Source organism: Methylobacterium sp. Gmos3, from assembly GCF_056430985.1.
The window spans coordinates 305,613-329,793 of record NZ_JBWJYL010000005.1 but is presented as its reverse complement, the minus strand read 5'-3'; the positions used below and the strand labels follow the sequence as shown (position 1 = coordinate 329,793).

General features: G+C 70.5%; 18 protein-coding genes. 14 read left to right on the top strand and 4 right to left on the bottom strand.

Features of this window, described 5'->3' with window-relative positions; all coding sequences use genetic code 11:
* Positions 1–29 precede the first annotated feature (29 nt).
* Together ACS5Q7_RS12680 and ACS5Q7_RS12675 are read right to left on the bottom strand one after the other, a co-directional pair.
* Positions 30–1,703, bottom strand: a complete 1,674-nt coding sequence (locus ACS5Q7_RS12680; protein WP_478339665.1) for a putative bifunctional diguanylate cyclase/phosphodiesterase — start codon at positions 1,701–1,703, stop codon at positions 30–32.
* Between the two features lie 2 nt (positions 1,704–1,705).
* A complete protein-coding gene (locus tag ACS5Q7_RS12675) occupies positions 1,706–3,541 on the bottom strand; it encodes an ATP-binding protein (protein WP_478339664.1) in 1,836 nt (611 codons plus the stop codon).
* Positions 3,542–4,183: 642 nt separating this feature from the next.
* Between ACS5Q7_RS12675 and ACS5Q7_RS12670 the strand changes: the two genes are divergently transcribed.
* A complete protein-coding gene (locus ACS5Q7_RS12670; RefSeq protein WP_478339663.1) occupies positions 4,184–5,671 on the top strand; it encodes a GGDEF domain-containing protein in 1,488 nt (495 codons plus the stop codon).
* A gap of 3 nt (positions 5,672–5,674) precedes the next feature.
* Here the strand turns inward: ACS5Q7_RS12670 and ACS5Q7_RS12665 are convergent, their stop codons facing one another.
* A complete protein-coding gene (locus tag ACS5Q7_RS12665; protein ID WP_478339662.1) occupies positions 5,675–6,421 on the bottom strand; it encodes a Crp/Fnr family transcriptional regulator in 747 nt (248 codons plus the stop codon).
* 165 nt (positions 6,422–6,586) lie between these two features.
* On the opposite strand from ACS5Q7_RS12665, the gene ccoN reads away from it, so the two are divergent.
* The 13 genes from ccoN (at position 6,587) to ACS5Q7_RS12600 (ending at position 23,252) form a co-directional block, all read left to right on the top strand.
* Complete coding sequence (gene ccoN, locus ACS5Q7_RS12660; protein ID WP_478339661.1) at positions 6,587–8,248, top strand: cytochrome-c oxidase, cbb3-type subunit I; 1,662 nt, start codon at positions 6,587–6,589, stop codon at positions 8,246–8,248.
* 61 nt (positions 8,249–8,309) lie between these two features.
* The gene (ccoO, locus tag ACS5Q7_RS12655; RefSeq protein WP_478339660.1) at positions 8,310–9,056 is read left to right on the top strand and encodes a cytochrome-c oxidase, cbb3-type subunit II; all 747 of its coding nucleotides are present in this window, start codon (positions 8,310–8,312) and stop codon (positions 9,054–9,056) included.
* 5 nt (positions 9,057–9,061) lie between these two features.
* Positions 9,062–9,211: a cbb3-type cytochrome c oxidase subunit 3 gene (locus tag ACS5Q7_RS12650; protein WP_478339659.1), complete on the top strand. Its 150-nt coding sequence runs from the start codon at positions 9,062–9,064 to the stop codon at positions 9,209–9,211.
* Positions 9,212–9,214: 3 nt separating this feature from the next.
* The gene (gene ccoP, locus ACS5Q7_RS12645) at positions 9,215–10,093 is read left to right on the top strand and encodes a cytochrome-c oxidase, cbb3-type subunit III (protein WP_478339658.1); all 879 of its coding nucleotides are present in this window, start codon (positions 9,215–9,217) and stop codon (positions 10,091–10,093) included.
* A gap of 222 nt (positions 10,094–10,315) precedes the next feature.
* The gene (gene ccoG, locus ACS5Q7_RS12640; RefSeq protein ID WP_478339657.1) at positions 10,316–11,818 is read left to right on the top strand and encodes a cytochrome c oxidase accessory protein CcoG; all 1,503 of its coding nucleotides are present in this window, start codon (positions 10,316–10,318) and stop codon (positions 11,816–11,818) included.
* A 2-nt stretch (positions 11,819–11,820) separates the two neighbouring features.
* Entirely contained in the window at positions 11,821–12,303 is a 483-nt protein-coding gene (locus tag ACS5Q7_RS12635; RefSeq protein WP_478339656.1) for a FixH family protein, read from the top strand.
* A 12-nt stretch (positions 12,304–12,315) separates the two neighbouring features.
* Positions 12,316–14,556 carry a heavy metal translocating P-type ATPase gene (locus ACS5Q7_RS12630; protein WP_478339655.1) on the top strand — a complete coding sequence of 747 codons (2,241 nt, stop codon included), beginning with the start codon at positions 12,316–12,318 and terminating at the stop codon, positions 14,554–14,556.
* Positions 14,553–14,690 (top strand): cbb3-type cytochrome oxidase assembly protein CcoS, encoded by a 138-nt coding sequence (ccoS, locus tag ACS5Q7_RS12625; protein ID WP_478339654.1) that lies wholly within the window; start codon positions 14,553–14,555, stop codon positions 14,688–14,690. Before ACS5Q7_RS12630 ends, ccoS begins: the two co-directional genes overlap by 4 nt.
* A 32-nt stretch (positions 14,691–14,722) precedes the next feature.
* Positions 14,723–16,075 (top strand): oxygen-independent coproporphyrinogen III oxidase, encoded by a 1,353-nt coding sequence (gene hemN, locus ACS5Q7_RS12620; RefSeq protein ID WP_478339653.1) that lies wholly within the window; start codon positions 14,723–14,725, stop codon positions 16,073–16,075.
* A gap of 105 nt (positions 16,076–16,180) precedes the next feature.
* The gene (locus ACS5Q7_RS12615) at positions 16,181–16,867 is read left to right on the top strand and encodes an OmpW/AlkL family protein (protein WP_478339652.1); all 687 of its coding nucleotides are present in this window, start codon (positions 16,181–16,183) and stop codon (positions 16,865–16,867) included.
* Between the two features lie 245 nt (positions 16,868–17,112).
* Positions 17,113–19,059, top strand: a complete 1,947-nt coding sequence (locus tag ACS5Q7_RS12610; protein ID WP_478339651.1) for a putative bifunctional diguanylate cyclase/phosphodiesterase — start codon at positions 17,113–17,115, stop codon at positions 19,057–19,059.
* 175 nt (positions 19,060–19,234) lie between these two features.
* Positions 19,235–19,795 (top strand): PAS domain-containing protein, encoded by a 561-nt coding sequence (locus ACS5Q7_RS12605; RefSeq protein WP_478339650.1) that lies wholly within the window; start codon positions 19,235–19,237, stop codon positions 19,793–19,795.
* The gene (locus tag ACS5Q7_RS12600) at positions 19,776–23,252 is read left to right on the top strand and encodes a CheR family methyltransferase (protein WP_478339649.1); all 3,477 of its coding nucleotides are present in this window, start codon (positions 19,776–19,778) and stop codon (positions 23,250–23,252) included. The genes ACS5Q7_RS12605 and ACS5Q7_RS12600 overlap by 20 nt, the downstream gene beginning before the upstream one ends.
* Here ACS5Q7_RS12600 and ACS5Q7_RS12595 read toward each other — a convergent pair.
* Entirely contained in the window at positions 23,239–24,174 is a 936-nt protein-coding gene (locus ACS5Q7_RS12595; protein ID WP_478339648.1) for an NAD(P)/FAD-dependent oxidoreductase, read from the bottom strand. The two genes, ACS5Q7_RS12600 and ACS5Q7_RS12595, sit on opposite strands and share 14 nt — an antisense overlap.
* Positions 24,175–24,181 lie beyond the last annotated feature (7 nt).

Below are 24,181 nucleotides of genomic sequence, written 5' to 3'. Positions count from 1 at the left end.
CCCCGCTTCAACTCACCCGCGCCCGACGCTCAGCCGTGGCGGCGCATCAGCGGCTCGCGCATCGTGGCGGTGCGGCGCTGGCGTTCCACCGGGCGCTCGCCGGTGGAGCGGCCATGCTCCATGCGGATCTGCTCGATCAGCATCGGCCTGGCGAAGTAGAAGCCCTGCGCGCAGCGGATCTGGGTGGCGGCCAGCAGGTAGGCGACCTCCTCGTGCGTCTCGACCCCCTCGGCGACCACCGACATGCCGAGCGCCATCCCGAGGGACTCGATCGCCTTGAGCACGATCTGGCTGCGCGGGCGCTGGTGGATGTCGGTGATGAAGGAGCGGTCGATCTTCAACTCGTCCGCCGTGATCTCGGCGAGCGCGGCCAGCGAGGAATAGCCCACGCCGAAATCGTCGATGGAGACCCGCGCGCCGATGGCGCGGATGCGCGGCAGCACCTCCCGCTGGAACCGGCCCTTGGTGAAGAAGGCCTCCTCGGTCAGTTCGAGGATGAAGCGCGAGGCGAGGCCGGTCTGTCCGAGGGATTCGCAGAACGCGGTCATGAACGGCACGTCGCAGGCCTGCTTGGCCGCGATGTTGAGGCTCACCGTGATCTCGGTCCCGAACATGTCGTCGAGGTCGGGGATCGCCCGCACGGTCTCGGCGAGCACCTGGAGGGTGATCTCGTTGATGAGCCCGAGTTCGATGGCGAGCCCGACGAAGTCGCCCGGTGCCTGGATCACCCCGAGTTCGTCGCGCCAGCGCAGCAGCACCTCCACGCCCTTCACGGCATGGGTGCGCATGTCGACCTTGGGCTGGAAGGCGCAGCAGAAGCAGCGGTCGCGGATGGCGAGCCGCAGGCGCTGCTCCACCGCCATGCGGGCGGTGGCGGCCTGGCTCATCGCCTCCTCGAAGATGCTGACGCCGCCCTTCACGCTGCCCTTCACCCGGTACATGGCGCTGTCGGCCTGGCGGCGCAGGGTCTCGTAGGTGGTGCCGTGGTCGGGAAAGAGGCTCAGGCCGATGGAGGCCGAGGCGAAGATCTCGTGGCCGTCGATGAAGAAGGGCTGCTTCAGGCGATCGGAGATCGCGGAGACGGAGGCGAGGGTCGCGTCGCGGTCGAGGACGGGGTTCAGCAGCAGCACGAACTCGTCGCCGCCGAGCCGGGCGAGCATGTCGCCGGGGTGCAGCGAGCCGCGGATCCGGTCGGCCACCTTGCGCAGCAGCATGTCGCCCGCCGCGTGGCTGTAATAGTCGTTGATGTGCTTGAAGTTGTCGAGATCGATGAAGGCCAGGGCGAAGCGGTCCGACAGCCGCGCCTGGGCGATCAGCTCCTCGATGCTCTGCTCGAACATCAGCCGGTTCGGCAGGCCGGTGAGCGCGTCGATATAGGCCCGGCCGATCAGGTCGCGCTGGATGCGATGGTGCTGGGTGACGTCGAGGAGGGTGGTGAGGGTGAAGTCCTCGCTGTCGACGGCGAGCGGTCTCGCCTGCGCCTCCACGACCCGCTCGCCCACCTCGGCCACCGCCGCGCCGGGGGAGGGGACGCCGCCGATGGCGGGCAGGTCGAGGGCGGCGTCGGGGTCGAGAATCCGCGCGGCGGCGTTCGCCAGGATGCAATGGCCCTGCGCGTCGTGCACGACCATCCCCACGGGCAGCGCCTGGATGGCGGCCTCCAGGAGGTGGCGGCGATGGCTGGGATGGGCCGTCTCGGGCACGCTCATTCCTGCTGCCACAGTGACCGGACGAGGCGGCTGCCGGCCTCCGCCGCGATGGGGGCGGGAGCGTCGCCGCCCTCGAGGGGGCGGCGGAGCAGACGGCGGTGGGCCTGATCCAGGGCGGGGCCGTTGCCCTGCTCCGCGCCGGGCTCGCGCGCGAGCCGGGCGGCCACAGAGCCCTCGCCGTCGAGGCTGGAGGGCTTGCTCATGGTGGCGGCGCGCCAGCGCTCCACCACGGCCCCGACGAACGGGCCGTTGGCCGCGATCCGCCCTTCCTCGGTGATCCGCCCGCTCACGTCGTTGCGCGGCTGGCGCCCCGGAGGCAACTGGCTGAAGGTCATGCGCGCGGGCACCGGCACGCCCTCGCCGAAGGCGATCACCTCGCCCGTGCCCAGCGAGGGCACGAAGGCGAGGAGGTTCACCGCGTCCGAGACGGCGGCGGCCAGGAAGGCCTGGTCGCGCTCGTTCGTCATGCGCATGGCGAACAGGGTGCTGCACTGGGAGATGATCGCCGGGTCGAGCTCGGCCGGGCGCTGGGTGACGAGGCCGAGGAAGACCCCGTGCTTGCGGCCCTCGCGGGCGATCCGCGACAGGGCGCGGCGGGTGGGCGTGAAGCCGACGGAGCGGTCCGCCGAGGCGTAGCGGTGGGCCTCCTCGCAGACGAGGAGCAGCGGAACGGCGCCTTCGCTCCAGATCCCGAATTCGAAGGCGAGGCGGCAGAGCACGCAGACCACCGCGTCGACCACCTCGGTCGGTAGGCCGGCGAGCTGCATGATGGTCATCGGCCGCCCGTCCGGCTCCAGCCGGAACAGGTGGGCCAGCAATTCGCCCATCATGTCGCCGCCGACATTGGCGTTCTCGAACATGAAGCCGTAGCGGGGATCGTTGCGGATCGTCTCGATCCGCGAGATCAGCCGGTGATAGTGCATCCGCGAGGCGCGGTTCTCCAGGCGGCCCATCCGCTCGTCGATGAGGAGCGTCAGGTCCTGGAGCGTGTAGGGGACGGGCGTGTCGACGGTGAAGCCAGCGTTCTTGTTGAGGCCCCGCTTGACGACCTGCCGGTCGGCCGCCTCCTTGTACTGAAGGTACTTGGTCTTCGCGAGGGGAATGACCTCGGCCAGGATCTCGATCTCCTCGTCGACCGGCGGGCGCCCGCCATAGATCACGTCGGTGATCTCTTCGAGGTTGAACAGCCAGAACGGCAGCTTGAGGTTGCGCGGGGTGACGATGTTCGCCCTGTCCCCGAAGCACGAGGCATATTCGTTGTGCACGTCGAGGAGGAAGACGCGCACGTTCTCCTGGACGCCCAGCACCCGGTCGAGAATCACCGCGACGCCGCTCGACTTGCCGACCCCGGTCGCCCCCAGCACGGCGAAGTGCTTGGACAGGAGGTCGTTGACCCGGATGCAGGCCGGCGTCTCCGGATCCTGGTAGAGGGTGCCGACCGAGACCATGTCGCTGCCCGACACTTGGTAGACCACGCGCACATCCGAGGGCGGGAGGAGGTCGACCTCGTCGCCGATGGCCGGATAGCGGGCCACACCCCGGCGGAACCGCTTGGCTTCGCCCTCGGTCAGGATCTCGCCCAGGAGATCCAATCCCGCGAAGGCCGTCAGGCCGCCGCCGGGCTCGCCGCGCGAGGTGAGGGCGGTGATGATGCCGACCAGAATCGCGCCTCCGGCATGGAGCCGCACGAACCGGCCGACCGTCACGCGCTGGCCCTGCCGTCCCGCCTGCGATTCGAGGGCGAGGTGGACCTTCAGGCCGTCGATGGACGCCACCGTCCCGATCCGCGCCGCCGCGTCGACCCCGTCGGAGATGCCTGCCGTGCTGAACATCCTGAGACCTTGGCTGGACATGGCGTCCACGCGAGAGTGAGACGGGGTGAAGCGGGCACGCCGCTTCCCTGGCGACACAATGCCAGGTTGTTGTTGACAAATTCTATACACCGCCTCGGCGCGGCCTCATTAATAACGTCTGAATCTGGCGAAATTCATTTTCGATTTCATTTTTTAACTTAAATATACGGATATAGATGTCTGATTATTTTCAGAATGTGGGGCCAGATCTAAAGTTTAGCGCGTGATGTTGCTTGGGGCGGCAACCTCAGGCTGCACCGACAGTCTACGATGGGCAGGGAGCGGTGCTTGTAGATGGCGGCGACCATCGCCCAAAAGGGGCGAGGATGATCGCGGCCCGTCGGCAACCGGACAATCCGAGAACCTCGCCCAAGAACCTTGCCCTGGCCGAGCGCCGGCCCTCCCCGCGCCGTTCCGGTGAGCGGCGATGGCCCGATGGAACAGTCCCGCTCATCGGAAAATCAGCCGAACCGGAAGAGGACGCCCGCAGAATAGTCGAAACAACTCCTGTTTCAGGGGGGATAAAGCCATGACAGGGCCGCCGCCGAAAGTTTTCCCTAACACCGGATGAGCAACCTGTGATGAGGGACGGGCGGTGTTCGGCCGAGCCGACGAGGGACGATGTACGCGAACCGGGTTGCAGAGGCGCGGGCCACCGATGCGGGGGCGGCGCGGGATTCGGCGCCCGTCACCCCGCGACGGCTCCTCGCCGCCCTCGCCCTCGTGGTCATCGGCGGGATGTGGATCTACACCGCCTGGATGATCCACGACCTGCGCCGCCAGGCGTGGGACACCGCGCGCCACGACGCCCTGGGCCTGCTCGGCACCAGCGAGCGGGCGATCTCCCGCGACATCGAACTCTACGACCTCTCCCTCCAGACGGTGGCGAGCCGCCTGAACCTTCCGGTCCTCGCCGGGGCGTCGTCGGAGCTGCGCCAGCTCGCCCTGTTCGACCGGGTGTCGCAGGCGCGGGGCTACGGCGCGATCCTCGTCCTCGACGAGACGGGCAAGGCCTTCCTCGATTCCGGCTCCCTCGTCCCGCGCCGCCTCGACGGGGCCGACAGGCTCTACTTCACGATCCACCGGGACAATCCCGAAGCCGGATTGTTCATCGGCCGCCCGTGGCGGACGCGCCTGAGCGGACGCGAGATGATCCCCCTCAGCCGCCGCTTCGCCTATACGGACGGAAGCTTCGCCGGTGTCATCGTCGGCGCCATCGAACTCGCCTATTTCCGGGAGGTGTTCGACCGGCTGAAGGGCAACAGCGCCTTCACCGTCAGCCTCGATTTCACGGACGGCCGCGAGGTGATGAACACCGGGCAGGCCGCCGATTCCGATGCGCCGGGCCTGCGCGAGGAGCGGCAGGTCGCCCCCTGGCCGCTGCGCCTGTCGGTGTCGCTCCCGATCTCGGCCATCGACCAGGCGTGGCTGCCGCAGAGCCGCTTCGTCCTGGCGCTGGCGCTGCTCCTGAGCCTCGCCGTCCTCGGCGTGGTGGGGCTGCTGCACCGGGAATTCAGCCGCCGGGCGCGTGCGGAGCGGCAAGCGCTCGCCGCCCGGGCCGAACTCGAACGGCTGGCCGCCACCGACGCCCTGACCGGCCTGTGGAACCGGCGGCATTTCGAGCGCGCCGTCGCCCGCTGCGCCGATTCCGCCGAGCGGGCGCGCTGGGCGCTGCTCAGCATCGACACCGACCACTTCAAGGGCTTCAACGACCGCTACGGCCACCCGGCCGGCGACAGGGCGCTGAAGCATGTCGCCGCCGTGCTGAGCGAGCGGGCGGCCCAGGCCGGCGGCAGCGCCTTCCGGGTCGGCGGCGAGGAATTCGCGGTCCTCGTCGCCTGCGGACCCGGTGAGGCGGCGATGCTGGCCGAATCGGTCCGCGCGGGCGTCGCCGCCCTGGGCCTGCCCCATGACGACCATCCGCGCGGGATCCTCACCCTCAGCGTCGGCGTCGCCCATGGCGGCCTCGCCCCGGCCGCGAGCCTGCAGGATTGGATGGACGGCGCCGATGCGGCCCTCTACGCCGCCAAGCGGCAGGGGCGGGACCGCGTCTGCCATGCCGGGGCGCAGGATGCCGTCCGCCCGGCGCGCCTCGCGGCGGCCGGCTGAGGCTCACTCGTCCGTGCTGCGCAGGTGCAGGTAGGTGGGATCGAACTCGCCGGCCTTGGTGAGGGCGTCCCAGTCGTGGATCGTCAGGCGCCCGCCGCTGAGGGTGATGAGGCCGCTCTCGCGCAGTTCCTTCAGGATTCGGTTCACGTGGACCGAGGTGATGCCGAGCGCGTCGCCGAGTTCGTACTGGGTGAGGGGCAGGCTGCAGGAATAGTCGCTGGCGAGGCCGACCATCTCCAGCCGCAGCATCAGTTCGCAGAACAGGTGCGCCATGCGCGGGTAGGATTCGCGACGGCCGTTGTTGAGCATCCATTCGCGGGCGAGCGAGCCCTCGATCAGCGTCGTGCGCCAGAACGCATCCCCCAGGCGGGGCTGGCTCGCGAAGAGCGCGCGCAGGGCATCGTGCGGCACGAAGCCGATGCGCAGCGGCGCCACGGCGCAGATGCTGAAATCCAGCACCTCCAGGTGCAGGCTCTGGAAGTCCGGCACGTCGCCGGGGACGTGGTAGGCCGTCACCTGCCGCCGCCCGTCCTCGGTGGTCTTGTAGGTGGCAGCGATCCCGCTCAGCACGGCGAAGCACCGGTTCGGCCGGTCGTGCTCGACCACGATGTCCTGCCCGGTCTCGTATTCCGCCACGTGCAGCGGCAGCCCGAGGAGCGCCGCCCGCTCGGCCTCCGACAGCTCGAACAGCGCGATGCTCTCGATCTTGCGGACAAAGGGATTGATGTCCGCCTGGACCGTCCCTGACATCGCCTGCCCCCATTCGTACCCGCGGCGACTATAGGGCAATCGCCCGGCCGTTCCGCCCCGCTTCAGAAGGGCTGCGGGACCTTTTGATTCAGGTCAAGGTCGCAAGGCCGCCCGGCGCCTAATCGCGACAGGATCGATCCCTGCGCGAGGCGTCACGAGCGAGCCATGGCCGCCATATCCGGTCGCAAATACATGACGGAGGGGGAGGCGGGCCTGAGCCTGTTCCTGCTCGTCGGCAGTTTCCTCTGCGCCATCGCCTCGGCGCGGGCGGTGGACGCGCCCTTCGGCATCCACATGGCGATGTTCGCCCTCGCCGGGGCGGCGGGGCTCGCGGCGCTGCTGAAGCGCTACGAGGCGCGGCCCGTGGCGGCCCCGCCGCAGGAGATCGACGGACGGCCGAACTACACGCTCGGGCCGGTCAAGTTCGCGACCGTCGCCGCCATGGGCTGGGGCATCGCCGGATTCACGGTGGGCTGCCTCATCGCCTTCCAGCTCTGGGCGCCGGCCCTGAACCTCGGCCTCGAATACACGACCTTCGGGCGCCTGCGGCCGCTGCACACCTCGGCGGTGATCTTCGCCTTCGGCGGCAACGTGCTGATCGCCACCTCGCTCTACGTCGTGCAGCGGACCTGCCGGGCGCGGCTGGCCGGGGACCTCGCGCCCTGGTTCGTGGTGCTCGGCTACAACCTGTTCATCGTGATCGCCGGCACCGGCTACCTGATGGGCGTGACCCAGTCGAAGGAATACGCCGAGCCCGAATGGTACGCCGACCTGTGGCTCACCCTCGTCTGGGTCGTCTACCTGCTGGTGTTCCTGGGCACGATCTGGAAGCGAAAGGAACCCCACATCTTCGTGGCGAACTGGTTCTACCTCGCCTTCATCGTCACCATCGCGATGCTGCACATCGTGAACAACCTCGCCCTGCCGGTGACGGTGTTCGGCTCGAAGTCCTACCCGATCTTTTCGGGCGTGCAGGATGCCCTGATCGAGTGGTGGTACGGGCACAACGCGGTCGGCTTCTTCCTCACCGCCGGCTTCCTCGCCATCATGTACTACTTCGTCCCGAAGCGCGCCCAGCGGCCGATCTACTCCTACCGGCTGTCGATCATCCACTTCTGGGCGCTGATCTTCATGTACATCTGGGCGGGGCCGCACCACCTGCACTACACGGCCCTGCCGGACTGGGCGCAGACGCTGGGCATGACCTTCTCGATCATGCTGTGGATGCCCTCCTGGGGCGGCATGATCAACGGGCTGCTGACCCTCTCCGGCGCCTGGGACAAGCTCCGCACCGACCCGATCCTGCGCTTCATGGTGGTGTCGCTCGCCTTCTACGGCATGGCCACCTTCGAGGGGCCGATGATGGCGATCAAGGCGGTCAACTCCCTCTCGCACTACACCGACTGGACCATCGGCCACGTCCATTCCGGCGCGCTCGGCTGGGTCGCCTACATCTCCTTCGGCGCCCTGTATTGCCTCGTCCCGTGGCTGTGGAACCGTAAGGAGGTCTACTCCCTCAAGCTGGTCGAGTGGCACTTCTGGATCTCGACGCTGGGCATCGTCCTGTACATCACCTCGATGTGGGTTGCCGGGATCATGCAGGGCCTGATGTGGCGCGCCTACAACTCCCTCGGCTTCCTCGAATACTCCTTCGTCGAGACCGTCGAGGCGATGCAGCCCTACTACCTGGTGCGGGCGCTGGGCGGGGTGCTGTTCCTGATCGGCGCGCTGATCATGGCCTACAACCTCGCCATGACGATCGCCGGCAAGACGGCCTCCGCCGAGGAGGCGCTGCCCGGCCCCGCCGCCCTCGCCCCGGCCGAGTGACATCCCCCGGGGCCGCCGATGCGGGCGGCCCCCACCTCCCGCGCATCACGGAACCAGCCCGATGGCCACCGCCCAGCCCGGCCTCTGGAAGAGGCACGAGACCTTCGAGAAGAACTCCATCCTCCTGCTGATCGGCGCGCTGATCGTCGTGGCCATCGGCGGCCTCGTGGAGATCACGCCGCTCTTCTACCTGAAGAGCACGATCGAGACGGTGGAGGGCGTCCGCCCCTACACGCCGCTCGAACTCGCCGGCCGCAACATCTACATCCGCGAGGGCTGCTACCTCTGCCACAGCCAGATGATCCGGCCGATGCGCGACGAGGTCGAGCGCTACGGCCACTTCTCCCTGGCCGCCGAGAGCCTGTACGACCACCCGTTCCAATGGGGCTCGAAGCGTACCGGGCCGGACCTCGCCCGCGTCGGGGCTAAGTATTCCGACCAGTGGCACCGGGAGCACCTGCGCGACCCCCGCGCCGTGGTGCTGGCCTCGATCATGCCCCCTTACGCCTTCCTCGACCGGCCGCTGGACGCCGAGGCCATCGCCGACGATCTCACGGCCAACCGCGCGCTCGGCGTGCCCTACAGCGACGAGATGGTGGCGCTGGCCCGCGCCGACCTGAAGGCGCAGCTCGACCCCGACGGCCCCGGCGCCGCCGACCTCCAGCGCCGCTATCCCGGCGCCGCCCTGCACGAGTTCGCGGGCGAGAAGGGCCGCGTCGCCGAGATCGACGCCCTCGTCGCCTACCTGCAGGTGCTCGGCACGATGGTCGACTTCAAGATCTACGAAGACAAGAAGAACCTGAGGTGAGGGCCATGACCTACGAAAGCGCCGCCGCCTTCGCGCAGACCAGCGGCCTCCTGTACTTCGTCGGCGTCTTCGCCGCCGTCGCGATTTACGCCTTCTGGCCGCGCAACCGCTCCCGGTTCGATGCGGCCGCCCATCTCCCCCTGATCGAGGATTGAGCCGTGGCCGAGTCGCGCCCTTCAGGCCAGCCCGCCGATGGCCCGCAGACCACGGGCCATGCGTGGGACGGTATCCGCGAATACAACAACCCCCTGCCGCGCTGGTGGCTCTACACGCTCTACGCGACGATCGTCTGGTCGATGGGCTACTGGGTGCTCTACCCGGCCTGGCCGATGGTCGGCGGCTATACGGCGGGCCTGCTCGGCTATTCCCAGCGCGCGAGGGTGCTCGGCGAGATCGAGGCGGTGCGCAAGGAGCGCGACGCCCGCGGCCGGGCGCAACTCGCCAGCGCCACGGTGGCGGAGATCCGCGCCGACCCGGCCCTGCTGCGCCTCGCGCTGGCCACCGGCAAGGCGGCCTTCGGCGACAATTGCGCCGCCTGCCACGGCACCGCGGCGACGGGGCGGATCGGCTACCCGAACCTGCAGGACGACGACTGGCTGTGGGGCGGCGCCCCGGAAGAGATCGAGCGCACGATCCGCTTCGGCGCCCGCTCCGGCCACAGCGAGGCGCATGTCGGCGACATGCCGGCCTTCGGCCGCGATGGCATCCTCACCCGCCCGGAGGTCGAGGCGGCGGCGACCTACGTGCTCTCGCTCTCGGGCAAGCCGGGGGTGGCCGGCGCCAGCGCCGAGAAGGGCGCGGAGGTCTTCGCGGGCAATTGCGCCGCCTGCCACGGTGAGGGCGCGAAGGGCAACCCGGAGATGGGCGCCCCGAACCTCACGGACGCGATCTGGCTCTACGGCTCGGCGCCGGAGCAGGTGGTGGCGACGATCACCAACGGCCGCAGGGGCGTGATGCCCGCCTGGGAAGGCCGCCTCGACCCGGCGACGATCAAGTCCCTGGCCGTGTATGTCCACGGTTTGGGTGGGGGGCGGTAGAGCGCGGCGGCCCGCGTCCACACCGTCATTGCGAGCAAGGCGAAGCAATCCAGGGCAGCGGGACGGCTCCGGTCGTGGCGTCTCCCTGGATTGCTTCACTCCGTTCGCAATGACGGGGAGGAAGCGGATTGCCCGCCGTTTGAGCGAGATCAAAGCCCCGCCCGCCCGCGCGGCCTAGGGCTTTCGGACCCCGTCCAATCGCGGACGGAGGATGGTCCGCCGATGCCCCTCGTCCAGCGCAAAGATCCGCCCGCCGCCCCGCCGCTGCCCACCGCCCGCGCGAAGAAGAAATTCGGCCTGGCGGCGACGCGCGCGGCCATTCCGGTCGAGGACGGGTCGCTCTACGCGGCGCGGACCAAGATCCAGCCGCAGCTGGTCCACGGCACCTTCCGGCGGATCAAGTGGATGATCCTCGCCGTGGCGCTCGGCATCTACTACCTCGTGCCCTTCCTGCGCTGGCATCGCGGGCCGAACGCGCCGTCCCAGGCGGTGCTGCTCGATCTCGACAAGGGGCGCTTCTACTTCTGCTCCATCGAGCTGTGGCCGCAGGACGTGACCTACGTGATGGGTCTCCTGATCCTCGCGGCCTTCACCCTGTTCCTGATGAACGCGGTCGCGGGCCGCGTCTGGTGCGGCTACCTCTGCCCGCAGACCGTCTGGACCGACCTGTTCCTCGCCGTGGAACGGCTGATCGAGGGCGACCGGCGCGAGCGGCTGAAGCTCGACGCCGCCCCCTGGTCCATGGAGAAGATCGCCCTGCGCACCATGAAGCACGCGATCTGGCTGCTGATCGCGTGGTGGACCGGCGGCGCCTGGGTGCTCTACTTCGCCGACGCGCCGACGCTGGTGGTCCAGCTCGCGACCTATCAGGCCCCGCCCGTGGCCTATGTCGCGATCCTGACGCTGACCGCCACCACCTACCTGCTCGCCGGCCACATGCGCGAGCAGGTCTGCACCTACATGTGCCCCTGGCCGCGCATCCAGGCCGCGCTCACCGACGAGCACGCCTACAACATCCTCTACCGGGACGAGCGCGGCGAGCCCCGCGTCTCGGCCAAGAAGACCGAGGCCCTGCGCGCCGCCGGCCAGCCCGCCGGCGATTGCGTCGATTGCTTCGCCTGCGTCACCGCCTGCCCGATGGGCGTCGACATCCGCGACGGCCTGCAGATGGATTGCATCCAGTGCGGCCTGTGCATCGACGCCTGCGACACCACCATGGGCAAGCTCGGGCGCCCCACCGGCCTGATCGGCTACGACACCGAAGCCAACCGCCGGAGCCGCGCCGCCGGCCACGGGCCGGTGAGCCGCATCGTCCGCCCCCGGACGATCCTCTACGCGGTGCTGGTCGCCGGGACCGGCGGCTTCATGCTGGCGAGCCTCGCCACCCGCAGCTTCACGGGGGTGAGCGTCCTGCATGACCGCAACCCGCAATTCGTGACCCTCTCGGACGGCTCCGTGCGCAACGGCTTCACCCTGCGCATCGCCAACAAGCGCCCCGTGGCGCGCGATTTCGCCCTCGCGGTGGAGGGCGTCGCGGGCGCCCGCATCGAGGTGGTGGGCGGCACCCCCGACGACCTGCCGGTGCCGGCCGATTCCACGCAGGAATTCCGCATCCTCGTCTTCGCCCCGGCGGGGCTGGAGGCCCCCGTCACGCCCCTGTCGTTCCGCATCGCCGACGCCTTCGGCGAGGGTGCGGCGGCGCAGGACCATTTCAAGGCCCGCTGAGCATGAGCGCCCCCCTCACCGGCACCCGGATCCTGGCGATGTTCGTCGCCTTCTTCGGCACCGTCGCGGCGGCCGATGCCGTGCTCGTCACCGCGGCGCTGCGCACATGGTCGGGGCTCGACGAGGCCTCGCCGTATCAGGCGAGCCAGCGCTACAACGCCGAACTCGGCCGGGCGCGGGCGCAGGACGGCCTCGGCTGGAGCCTCGACGCCGCCGCCTCACGCCTGCCCGAGGGCGGAACGGCGATCGCCGCGACGCTGTCCGGCCGCGACGGCCTTCCCCTGGCGGGGAGGGCGGTGCGGGCGCGGCTCGAACGCCCCACGGACAAGCGGGAGGACCGGGCGGTCGATCTCGCGGAGGACCGGCCCGGCTCCTACGCGGTCCGCACCGCCGCCGTGCCGCCCGGCCAATGGGACCTCGTCGTGGAGGTGATGGGCGAGGACGGGGTCGCGTTCCGGCGCCGTCACCGGCTCTTCCTGGACTGAGGGATCGGCCCGATGTGCTGCACCGACACCGCGCTGGCCTATATCGAGGCCCACGCCTCGTGGAGCGAGGCGAACACCGCGCCCTCGCTGGGCCGCGACTACGCCGCCTTCGTCACCCGCGACGGGGAGGGCGCGGCGCGGGCCGCCTTCGCCGTCGAGGGCATCCGCTGCGCCGGCTGCATGGCCACGATCGAGCGCGGGCTGGCGCGGGTGCCGGGCGTCGCGCGGGCGCGGCTGAACTTCTCGGATCGGCGCCTCTCCGTCACCTGGGCGCCGGAGGCCGAGCCCGACATCGCCGCGATCCTCGCCGAACTCGACGCGCTCGGCTTCACCGGCCGCCCGTTCGATCCCGGCCGGGTCTCGCGGGAGGAGGAGGCGCAGACGCAGCGGCTGGTGCGGGCGCTGGCGGTGGCGGGCTTCGCCGCCATGAACGTGATGCTGCTCGCGGTCTCGGTCTGGGCCGGCAACGCCTCGGACATGACCCCTGAGAACCGCGACCTCTTCCACTGGATCCAGGCAGTGATCGCCCTGCCGGCCGCCGCCTATGCCGGGCGGCCGTTCTACGAGGGGGCGCTGAAGGGCCTGCGCGCCGGCCGCGTGACCATGGACTTCCCCATCACCCTCGGCGTGGTCCTGACGCTGGTCATGTCCGTGGTGGAGACCCTGTCGGGGGCGACCCACGCCTATTTCGACGGCGCGGTGATGCTGCTGTTCTTCCTGCTGATCGGCCGCGTGCTCGATCAGGCGATGCGGCGGCGCACCCGCGCCTTCGCGGAGAACCTCGCGGCCCTGCGCAGCACGGGCGCCACCCTCGTCGCCCCGGACGGGTCCCTGCGCGACGTTCCGGTCTCCGACCTCGACCCCGGCGCGCGCATCCTCCTGCGCCCCGGCGAACGGGTGCCGGCGGACGGGGTGGTGGAGCAGGGCACCTCCGACCTCGACCAGAGCCTCGTCACCGGCGAGACCGCCGCCGTCACCGTACGGGCGGGGACGCGGGTCTTCGCCGGGGCGCTCAACGGCAACGGGGCGCTCACGATCCGCGTCAGCGCCCCGGCGGGCAAGAGCCTCCTCGACGAAGTCGAGGCGCTGATGGGCCGGGCGCTGGAGGCGCGCTCCCGCGCCCTCGTCCTCGCGGACCGGGCGACGCGGCTCTACGTGCCCCTCGTCCACGCGGCGGCATTCCTGACGCTGGCGGGCTGGCTCGCCGCCGGGGCCGGCTGGCACGCCGCGCTCCTGAACGCCGTGGCGGTGCTGATCGTGACCTGCCCCTGCGCGCTGGGCCTCGCGATTCCGGCGGTGCAGGTGGTGGCGGCGGGCGCCCTGTTCCGCGAGGGCGTGCTCCTCAACGACGGCACGGCGCTGGAACGCTTCGCCGCCATCGACACGGTGGTGTTCGACAAGACCGGCACCCTGACCCTCCCCGAACCCGTCCTTGCCGGAGACCTGACCGACGCGCGGGCGGCCCGCCTCGCCCTGTCGAGCCGGCACCCGATGGCCCTGGCGCTGGCGTCCGCCGCCGCCGACGCGGCGCCGTTTCCGGGGGCGCAGGAGGCGGCGGGCCTCGGGGTGCGCGCGAGCGTCGAGGGCGTCGAGCTGCGCCTCGGCTCGCCCGCCTTCTGCGGGGCGGAGACGCAGGCCGCCGCCACCCTTGCGGCGCATACCGACGCCTCGGTGATCTGCTTCCGGGCGGGGGAGGGCGTGCCCCTGGCCTTCCCCGTGCGCCAGGATCTCCGGCCCGACGCGGCCGAGGTCGTCGCGTCCTTACGGGAATCGGGACGCCGGGTGCTGATCCTCTCCGGCGACCGCGACACCGCCGTCGCGGCGGTGGCGGACCGGCTCGGCGTGGCGGAGTGGGAAGCGGGCCTCGCCCCCCAGGACAAGATCGCCCGGATCGCGGCGTTGCAGCGGGACGGGGCGCGGGTGCTGATGGTGGGCGACGGGCTCAACGACGCCCCGGCGCTGGCCGCCGCCCACGCCTCGCTCTCCCCCGCCACGGCGGCCCATGTCAGCCAGGCGGCGGCCGATGCCCTCTTCCTCGGGCGCTCCCTCGCGCCGGTCCTGGCGGTGCTGAAGGCCGGGGGGAGGGCGCGGCGGCTCATGGTCCAGAACCTGTGGTTCTCGGGCGCCTACAATCTGCTCGCGGTGCCGCTGGCGGCCATCGGCCTGCTCACCCCGCTGATCGCGGCGCTGGCCATGTCCGGCTCGTCGGTCATCGTCACCCTGAACGCCCTGCGCGCCCGAGGCCGCCCGTGACCGTCCTGCTCCTCGTCATCCCCCTGGCCCTGGCCTTCGGCCTCGTGGGGCTCGCGGCCTTCCTCTGGGCGCTGCGCAACGGCCAGTACGACGACATCGAGGGCGCGGAATACCGCGTGCTGCAGGACGATTGAGCGGGGGCGGAACGATGGGGGAGGGACGCGCAATGCGGGACGACGTGCGGGCGCGCTACGCGGACGAGCGCCTGCCGCGCTACACGAGCTACCCGGCGAGCCCGCATTTCCGCGGGGCCATCGGGGACAGGACCTACGCGTCCTGGCTCGGGGCGCAGGCGCCGGGCGCGAGCGCGTCGCTCTACCTCCACGTCCCGTTCTGCCGGTCGATGTGCTGGTATTGCGGCTGCCACACCGCCATCACCCAGCACGATTCCCCCATCGCGGACTATGTCGGCCTGCTCCGGCGGGAGATCGACCTCGTGGCCGGGCTCCTGCCGCAGGCGATGCCGGTGGGGCACGTCCATGTCGGCGGCGGCACGCCGACCGTGATGCGGCCGGAGGCGTTCGAGGGGCTCGTCGCCGCCCTGCGGGCGCGGTTTACGGTCGCCGGGGACGCGGAGATCGCCGTCGAGATCGACCCCCGCACCCTCTCCCCGGCCATGATCGCGGCGCTGGGCCGGGCCGGCGTGACGCGGGCGAGCCTCGGCGTGCAGAGCTTCGACCCGCGGGTGCAGGAGGCGATCCGCCGCCGGCAGGGCTTCGCCGTCACCGAGGCGGCGGTGAACGGCCTGCGCGAGGCCGGGATCGGCGGCATCAACCTCGATCTGATCTACGGCCTGCCGCATCAGGACGTGGAGAGCTGCCGCGACACGGTGCGGCAATGCCTGTCCCTGCGGCCGGACCGGTTCTCGGTGTTCGGCTACGCCCATGTGCCGGCCTTCAAGCGGCATCAGCGCCGCATCGCGGAAAGCGCCCTCCCGGACGGTGAGGCCCGCCGCGCCCAGGCCGAGGCCATCGCGGCGCTGCTCGTCGCAGCGGGCTATGAGCGGATCGGCCTCGACCATTACGCCCTGCCGGACGATTCGATGGCCCTGGTTCAGGGGGAAGGACGCCTGCGCCGCAACTTCCAGGGCTATACCACCGACCCCTGCGACCTCCTCCTCGGTTTGGGCGCCTCCTCCATCGGGCGGCTGCCCCAGGGCTTCGTGCAGAACGAGCCGGGCCTGCGGGCCTATGCCGAGCGCATCGCGCGCGGCGAACTCGCCACCGTGCGGGGCCATGCGTTCACCCCGGACGACCGCCTGCGCAGCGACCTGATCGAGCGGGTGATGTGCGAGGGCGCCGTCGATGTCGGTGCGCTCTGCCGGGCGCATGGGTGCGAGCCCGGCCCCTTCCTCGCAAGCCTGCCCCGCCTGCCCGCCCTCCTGGCGGACGGACTCGCGCGGCTCGAGGACGGCAGGCTCGTCGTGGCCGACGAGGCGCGGGATCTCGTGCGCGCGGTGGCGGCTTGCTTCGACGCCTATCTCGGCACCGCGGCGGCGCTGCACAGCCGCGCCGCGTGACCGGTTTTTGATCCCAATCAAGGACGCCGCCCGCCCCCCGGAGCTTCATGGGTGGGCCGGATCCTTCCGGCATTCCTCGCAACGATGTCCGGAATCGACGACACCATGCCCAGAAGGTTCGCCGTCCTCGCCGCGGTCTCCGCCCTCGGCCTCGGAACGACCGCCGCCCAGGCGGCCGACCTGCCCAGCTTCGCCGCCGCCCCCGTCGCGGCTCCGATCCCCGCCGAATGGTCGCCCTGGATGGTGCGCGTGCGGGTGCTCGGCGTGCTGCCCGATCCCGGCGCGCGCCTCAATGCCGGCGGCGTCCCGCTCAACGGCGCGAAGGTGTCGATCAGCGATTCGGCGATCCCCGAACTCGACATCTCCTACTTCTTCACCCGCACCCTCGCGGCCGAACTCATCATCGGCGTCACCCGCCACACGATCGACGGCGCGGGCACGCTCGCGGGCACGAAGATCGGCTCCACCTGGATCCTGCCGCCGACCCTGACCCTGCAATACCATTTCGACGGGTTCGGCGCGTTCAAGCCCTATGTCGGCGCGGGCGTGAACTATTCGGTCTTCTTCGGCGAGAAGGAGCGCGGTCCCTTCACCAGCTTCCGGCTGACGAGCAGCGTCGCCCCCGCCCTTCAGGTCGGCTTCGACTACATGATCGATCAGCATTGGGGCTTCAATGTCGACGTGAAGAAGCTCTTCCTCGACACCAAGGTGAAGCTCAATGCCGGCGCGGTGCGCGGCCGGGTCGACATCGATCCCTGGATCGTCGGCGCCGGTGTCACGTACAAGTTCTGAGCATGTCGCCCGCCGGGATCGCATGGTCCCGGCGGACGTCAGGCATCCTTAAGGATTAGTCGCGCGCATCGGGCGCCGACGCGATCGAATTCCGCATATGAATAGTTTTCGACCGTCACATTTCCGCGATAGCTAGCATATGAAGCGATGGCATGGGCATTTTGCGATGCGGATGCGATGAATCCTGCAAGCGCATTTTAATGACTTCGCGCTGAAAGTGCGGAAGATCATTTCGGCTTGGTGCAATGCTCGAGCGAATTCGTTTTCACCAGCCGTTGACCGCCTACCTCGTGCGAAGGGCCGACGCGCTGCCGGCCACCCGTCAGGTGGCGGAACTGCGCAAGCAGATCCCGACCCTCTACGGCCTGCTCTGCGTCAATTCCTGGACGCTCGCCGCCACGCATCTGCGCCTCGCCCCGGCCTTCCTGACGCTGGTCTTCCCGTCCTTCACCATCCTCGTCTGCATCGTGCGGGCCACGACGTGGTGGCGGATGCGGCCGGACACGATGACCGAGGCGCAGGCGATCCGGCAATTGAACGTGACGACGAGCCTAACCGCCATCCTCTCCGTGATGTTCGTGGGCTGGGCGATGGCCCTGCGCGACTATGGCGGCGCTTACGAACAATGCCACGTGGCGATTTTCATCAGCGTCACCATCATCGCCTGCACCTTCTGCCTGACGCACCTGCCGGCCGCCGCTTATGTCAGCACCGGCACGGTGCTCGGCGTCTTCCTCGTCTGCTGCCTGTTCAGCGGGAACAACGTCTTCCTGGCGGTCGCCGTCGACACCGCCTTCGTCACGGCGGTGATGGTGCGCATCCTGACCAACAATTACCGGGACTTCGTGGAACTCGTCGCCTCGAAGGCCGAGGCGAGCCGGCTCTCCGACGAGAATGCCCGCCTCGCCCATACCGACAGCCTCACCGGGCTGCCGAACCGGCGCTACTTCTTCCAGCATCTCGAGGACCTGACCCGGACCTGCGCCACCGAGGAGAAACGCTTCGCCCTGGCGATCTTCGACCTCGACCAGTTCAAGCCGATCAACGACACCTACGGCCATACGGTGGGCGACCGGGTGCTGGCCGAGACCGGGCGGCGGCTCTCCACCTTCGCGGGGCCGGGCGTGACCCTCGCCCGCCTCGGCGGCGACGAGTTCGGCGCCCTCATCCAGGATCCAGGGTCCCCCGAGGAGGTGATCGGCTTCTGCGACCGCATCTGCGCCGCGTTGCAGGAGCCGCTCCGGCTGGCCGAGTTCCGGGTGGTGGCCGGATGCTCGTGCGGCCTCGCCAAGTTCCCGAGCGCCGGGCAGGAGGCCGCCTCCCTGTTCGACCGGGCCGACTACGCGCTCTATCACTCGAAGCAGCATCGCCGGGGCATGACGACCCTGTTCTCGCAGGACCACGAGGACGCGATCCGCGCCGAGCTGGCGGTGGAGACGGCGCTGCGCACCGCCGACCTCTCCGCCGAGATGCGGATGCACTACCAGCCGATCCTCGACACGGCGACCGGCCTGATCACCATGGTCGAGGCCCTGGCGCGCTGGACGAGCCCGGTCCTCGGGCAGGTCCCGCCGGATCGCTTCATCGCCGCCGCCGAACGCTGCGGCATGATCCATGCCGTCACGCTGCTCCTGCTGCGCAAGGCCCTCTCCGACGCCGCGCGCCTGCCCCCGCGGGTCGGCCTGTCCTTCAACCTGTCCGCCCACGACCTCGCGACGCCCGAGACCGTCGAGGCCATCATCGCGACCGTGCGCCAGAGCCGGATCGACCCCCGCCGCCTCACCCTCGAACTCACCGAGACCGCGCTGATGCGCGACTTCGAGCAGGCGAAGACGGCCATCGTCGCCCTGCGGGCGCTGGGCATTCGGATCGCCCTCGACGATTTCGGCACCGGCTATTCCAGCCTCGGCTACGTCCACCGCCTGCCCCTCGACAAGATCAAGATCGACCGCAGCTTCATGGCCGCCGTCGACACCGACGTCGGTGGCAGCGTGATCGCCACGATCCTGACCCTGTGCCGCAACCTCGGCCTCGACGGCATCGCGGAGGGGATCGAGACCCCGGCCCAGCGCGAGGCCGCCCGGCGGCACGGCTGCCGCTACATCCAGGGCTACCTCGTCGGGCGGCCGGTGCCGCTCGCCGACCTCCTCGTCCGCCTCACCGAGGACGGGCCGCTGCGCCGGAGCGCCTGACGGGAAACCCGGCACCGTTCCGAGACGGATCGTCCGCCGGCCCTGGCCGATGCGGCGATGCTTGCCATATCCGCCCCATGCCCGCATGACGCATCGGGCATCCGCCTGCACGCGCCGGTTGTTGGGGCAGCGCGTCCGCGCGGATCCCACGAGCGGAGGCGATCAAGGAGCGGCCGTGCCCAGCCAAGACATTCCCGGCGAACTGCGGCAGTATTTCGAGGCCTCGCACATCGCGCTCGCCCTGGCGGACGTGACCGAGGACAACCCGCTGCTGCTGGTCAACCAGCCCTTCCGCACGCTCACCGGCTACGACGATGCCGAGGTCATCGGCCGGAACTGCCGCATGCTCCAGCGCGACGCCGAGAACCGGCAGCCGCGCGCCAAGATCCGCAGCTTTCTGGAGGCCGGACGGCAGGCCTCGGTGCGGACCACGATCCTCAATTTCCGCAAGGACGGGAAGCCCTTCGTCAACCTCCTCTACATGTCGAAACTGAAGGCCCTGTCGGGGGAGGTGCGCTTTCTTTTCGCATCCCAATTCGATGTCAGTCGCTCGCAACCGGAGCTACTTTCCGCCTACGATAGCGAACTCGGACGGACCCTCTCCCGGCTCGGCCCGGCGTTGGCCGAAAGCGGCATGGTGATCGAGGGCTCGCTGATGACCATCGCCAACACCGTCGCCACCGTCGCGCAGGCGAAGCTCACCCTCGCGGATCTCGATGCACCAGGATTTCCTTGACGACGCCGGGGCGGGCGCCTCCGAAATCCACGACGGTCCCGAGACGGCCGAGTCCGTACCGTTCACCGGCCCCGTCGTCGGGATCGGCGCCTCCGCCGGCGGTCTGGAAGCCCTGCGCGAGATGCTGGCCCGCGCCCGCTTCCCCACGGGCATGGCCTTCGTCATCGTCCAGCACCTCGACCCCAACCACGAGAGCATGCTGGCCCAACTCCTCGACCGGCACACCGAGCTGGAAGTGCTCCAGTGCGAGGGCGGCGAGCGGATCGCGGGCGACCGGGTCTACATCATCCCGCCGGGGCGGGGGCTCGCCATCCAGAACGGCGTGCTCGAACTCACGCAGTTCATGCAGCCGCGCGGCCTGCGCCGGCCCATCGACGACTTCTTCCTCTCGCTCGCCGTCGACCAGCAGGCGAACGCCGCCTGCGTGATCCTCTCCGGGACGGGGGCGGACGGCACGACGGGCCTGCGCGCCGTGAAGGAGCATGGCGGCGTCTGCGTGGTGCAGCAGCCGGATTCCGCCCGCTACGACGGTATGCCGCTCTCGGCGGTCGGCACGGGGCTCGTGGATTTCGTCCAGCCGGCGGGCGAGATCGTGGATTGCCTCGCCGCCTTCTTCCGCCGCCGCAGCAGCGTCGACGGCGGGGGCGAGCAGGCGGATCTCGTCGCCGACCACGTGGACGACCTCTGCCGCGTGATCCGCGCCGCCGTGGGGCACGATTTCGCGGGCTACAAGCGCACCACCCTGGTGCGCCGGGTCGAGCGGCGGATGCACGTGCTCGGCCTCGATTCGGGCCGGGCCTACCTCGCCCGCGTCCGGGCCGACAAGGACGAGTGCGAGGCGCTGTTCCGCGACCTCCTGATCAACGTCACGCGCTTCTTCCGCGACGCGGAGATGTTCGAGGTGCTGCGCGAGCGGGCGATCGAGCCCCTGCTGCGCACCCGCAACCCCGACGAGGATGTGCGCGTCTGGATTCCCGGCTGTTCCAGCGGCGAGGAGGCCTACAGCATCGCCATGCTGTTCGCCGACGCCGCCCGGCGGATGGACGTGCCGGCGGCGGTGCAGATCTTCGCCACCGACATCGACGAGCGGATGCTCCAGATCGCCCGCGACGCGACCTATCCGGCCGCCGCGCTCGCCGACATCCCGGCTCATCTGCGCGAGCGCTACGTGGTGCCCCACGCCGAGCGCTTCACCATCGCGCCCGAGATCCGCGACCTGATCCGCTTCTCCAGCCACAGCCTCGTGAAGGACCCGCCCTTCTCGCGGGTCGACCTGCTCTCCTGCCGCAACCTGCTGATCTATTTCGATGACCGGTTGCAGCAATCGGTGGTGCCGCTGTTCCACTACGCGGTGCGGCCCGGCGGCTACCTGTTCCTCGGCCCCTCCGAGAGCGTGAGTCGGTTCGAGCAACTCTTCCCCGCCATCGACAGCCATTCCCGCCTGTTCGAGCGCCCGCCCGGCGCCCCGAAATACCCGATCGACCTGCCCGGCAGCGCCCGCCGGGGCGAGGTCCCGCGCGGCGAGCGCACCGAGCGCCGCGAGCCCTCCATCGGCGACGAGACCGTCGCCGTGCGCCGGGTGGTGGAGCGCTACGCCCCGCCGAGCATGGTGCTGAACGAGGACGGCGGCATCATCGCCGCCTACGGACGGCTGAGCCGCTACTTCGACTTCCCCGTGAGCCGCGCGGGCGGCACCAGCGCCATCACCCTGGCCCGGCCCGGGCTGCGCGACGTGATCGGCCCGCTGCTGCGCCAGACCCGCGACGCCCGCAAGCGCGTGGTGGTGCGCGACGTCCAGGTGCAGTCGGAATACGGCACCCAATCGGTGGAGGCGATCTGCGATCCCCTGCCGGACGGCTCGATGCTGCTCATCATCCGGGACATCGGCGCCTTCAAGCCGTCGAACGACCTCGACCTGATGGAGATGGACACCGGCGGCGACCATGTGGAAGCGCTGGAAGAGGAATTGCTGCGCACCCGCTACAAGCTGCGCTCGACCGTCGAGGAACTGGAGACGACGAACGAGGAGCTGAAAAGCTCCAATGAAGAAATGATGTCGATGAACGAGGAGCTCCAATCGACGAACGAGGAGCTGTCCACCGTCAACGACGAGCTGAAGACCAAGGTCGAGGCGCTGACCGTCGCCAACGCCGACCTGCGCAACTTCTTCGAATCGACCGACCTCGCGGTCATCGTCCTCGACCGGTCCCTGCGCGTGCGCAGCTTCACCACGGCGGCGACCACGATCTTCCCGCTCCAGCCGAGCGACCGGGGGCGGCCGCTGGCCGACGTGTCGAGCCGGCTCGCGGGGCAGGATTACCTGCAGGATGCCGAGGCGATCGTCGCCGGCGGCTCGGTGATCCAGCGCCGCGTCCTCACCCGCGACGGCGCGCGCACCCTGTCGCTGCGCGTCCTGCCCTACCGCCAGCAGAACGGCAGCATCGACGGCGCCACCCTGGTCCTCACCGACATCACCGAGGCCCTGGCGCTGGAGCGCCAGCTCGCCGCCGAGCGCGAACGGCTCGACCTCGCGGTGAAGGCCGGCGGCATCGGCGTGTGGGAATACGGCCCGGATTCCGCGACCATCGTCTTCGACAGCACGGCCGGGGCGATGTTCGGCCTCGCCCCGGACACGCCGCACGGGACCGAGACCCTGGTCTCCCGCGTCTTCCCCGAGGATCGCGAGGCGCTGCAGACGGCCTTGGGCGAGGTGGCGCACGGGCTCGACGAGTTCGAGGCGCGGCTGCGGGTGCGGGCGGGCAAGCACGCCTCCCGCCACATCCGCAGCTACGGCCGCCTGACCCGCAGCGGCGACCGCAAGCGGGTGGTGGGCGTGTGCATCGACGTGTCGCCCGAATACGCGCTCGCCGAGACCCGCGACCTGATGCTGCGGGAGATGAACCACCGGGTGAAGAACCTCTTCGCCATCATCGGCGGGATGATCTCGGCGGGGGCGCGCACGCACAAGGAGATCGGCGTCTTCGCCTCCGACATGCGCGACCGCATCTCCGCCCTCGGCCGCGCCCATTCCCTGGCCGACCCCACGGACGGGCAGGGGATGAGCGACCTCGCGGGGCTCATCAACGCGACGCTGCGGCCCTACCGCGACCACGTCCCGACGACGATCGACGGGCCGCTCGTCTCCATCGACTGGCGCCACGTCTCGTCCCTGGCGATGATCCTGCACGAATGGGCGACGAACTCGGTGAAGTACGGGGCGCTCGGCTCCAACGACGGCGCGCTCTCCGTCACCTGGGAGCGGGTGCCGGACGGCCTCAGCCTCGTCTGGATCGAGCGCGTGACCCGCGCGTCCACGCCGCGCGCCGGCCGGGGCTTCGGCTCCCTGCTCGTGGAGATGTCGCTGCGCCAGCTCGAAGCCTCTGTGGAGCGCGAGCACGACGGCACCGGCCTCAAGCTCGTGCTGAACCTGCCGGGCCTCGTCCTCACCCGGTCGTGACGGCCTCCGCGAGGCGGCGGCCCGACAGCCACGCATTCTCCACGCGGGGGCCGGTGAGCCAGTCGCCGCAGGCGCCGAGGCGCGCGCGCGGATCCCACAGCACCTCGCGCCGCGCGGCGCCGGAGCGCGCGTAGCGCCAGCGATGCGCCTTCAGCAGGGCGGGCGCCACCGGGGCGAGGCCGGCGGCGGCGAAGAACGCGGCGAGGAGGGCTTGCGCGACGGCATCGGCTTCCTCCTCGAGATGGGTGCGGGACCAGTCCGGTCCCGCCTGGATCACCCAGGCCTCGGTGGCCGGGCGGCCGGGCTTGGCGGAATTGCGCGCCGCCCAGCCGATGGCGCCCTCCGTGCGCAGCACGTCCCCGGCGGCGAGCCGTTCGGGGAAGGCGGCCATCGCCGTCCAGCACGGGTCTGAGGGCGTCTCCCGCGCGACCTCCGCGAGGGCCGGGGCGTGGTCGCCAAGGAGCGGCCCCGTCTGCTCGGCGGGGATCGCCGTCAGCACGGCCGAGAACCCGCCCTCGTCGAGCCCCTCGCCCCGCAGCCGCCAGCCAGTCCCCTCGCGGACGAGGGCGTCGACCCGCGTCTCCCAGCGCACGGACAGGTCGCGGGCGAGCGCCACGAGGGGCGCGTTCATGGCCGGCACCCCGACCCAGGCGTCGGATCCGGCAGGTGCCCAGGGCGCCACGATCCCCGCCTCCCGCCACGCTGCCAGCCGGGCGACGAAGGCGGGATCGCGCCCGGTCATGTATTGCGCGCCGTGGTCGAACCCGACCGGCCCGGCGGGGCTGTCCCCCGACCGGCTCGACATCCGCCCGCCGGGCTTGCGGCCCTTGTCGAACAGGGATGCCGCGAAGCCCCGCTCCCCCAGGGCCTCCGCGCAGGTGAGGCCCGCCATCCCGGCGCCGACGATCGCGATCCGCTCCATCGCTCGA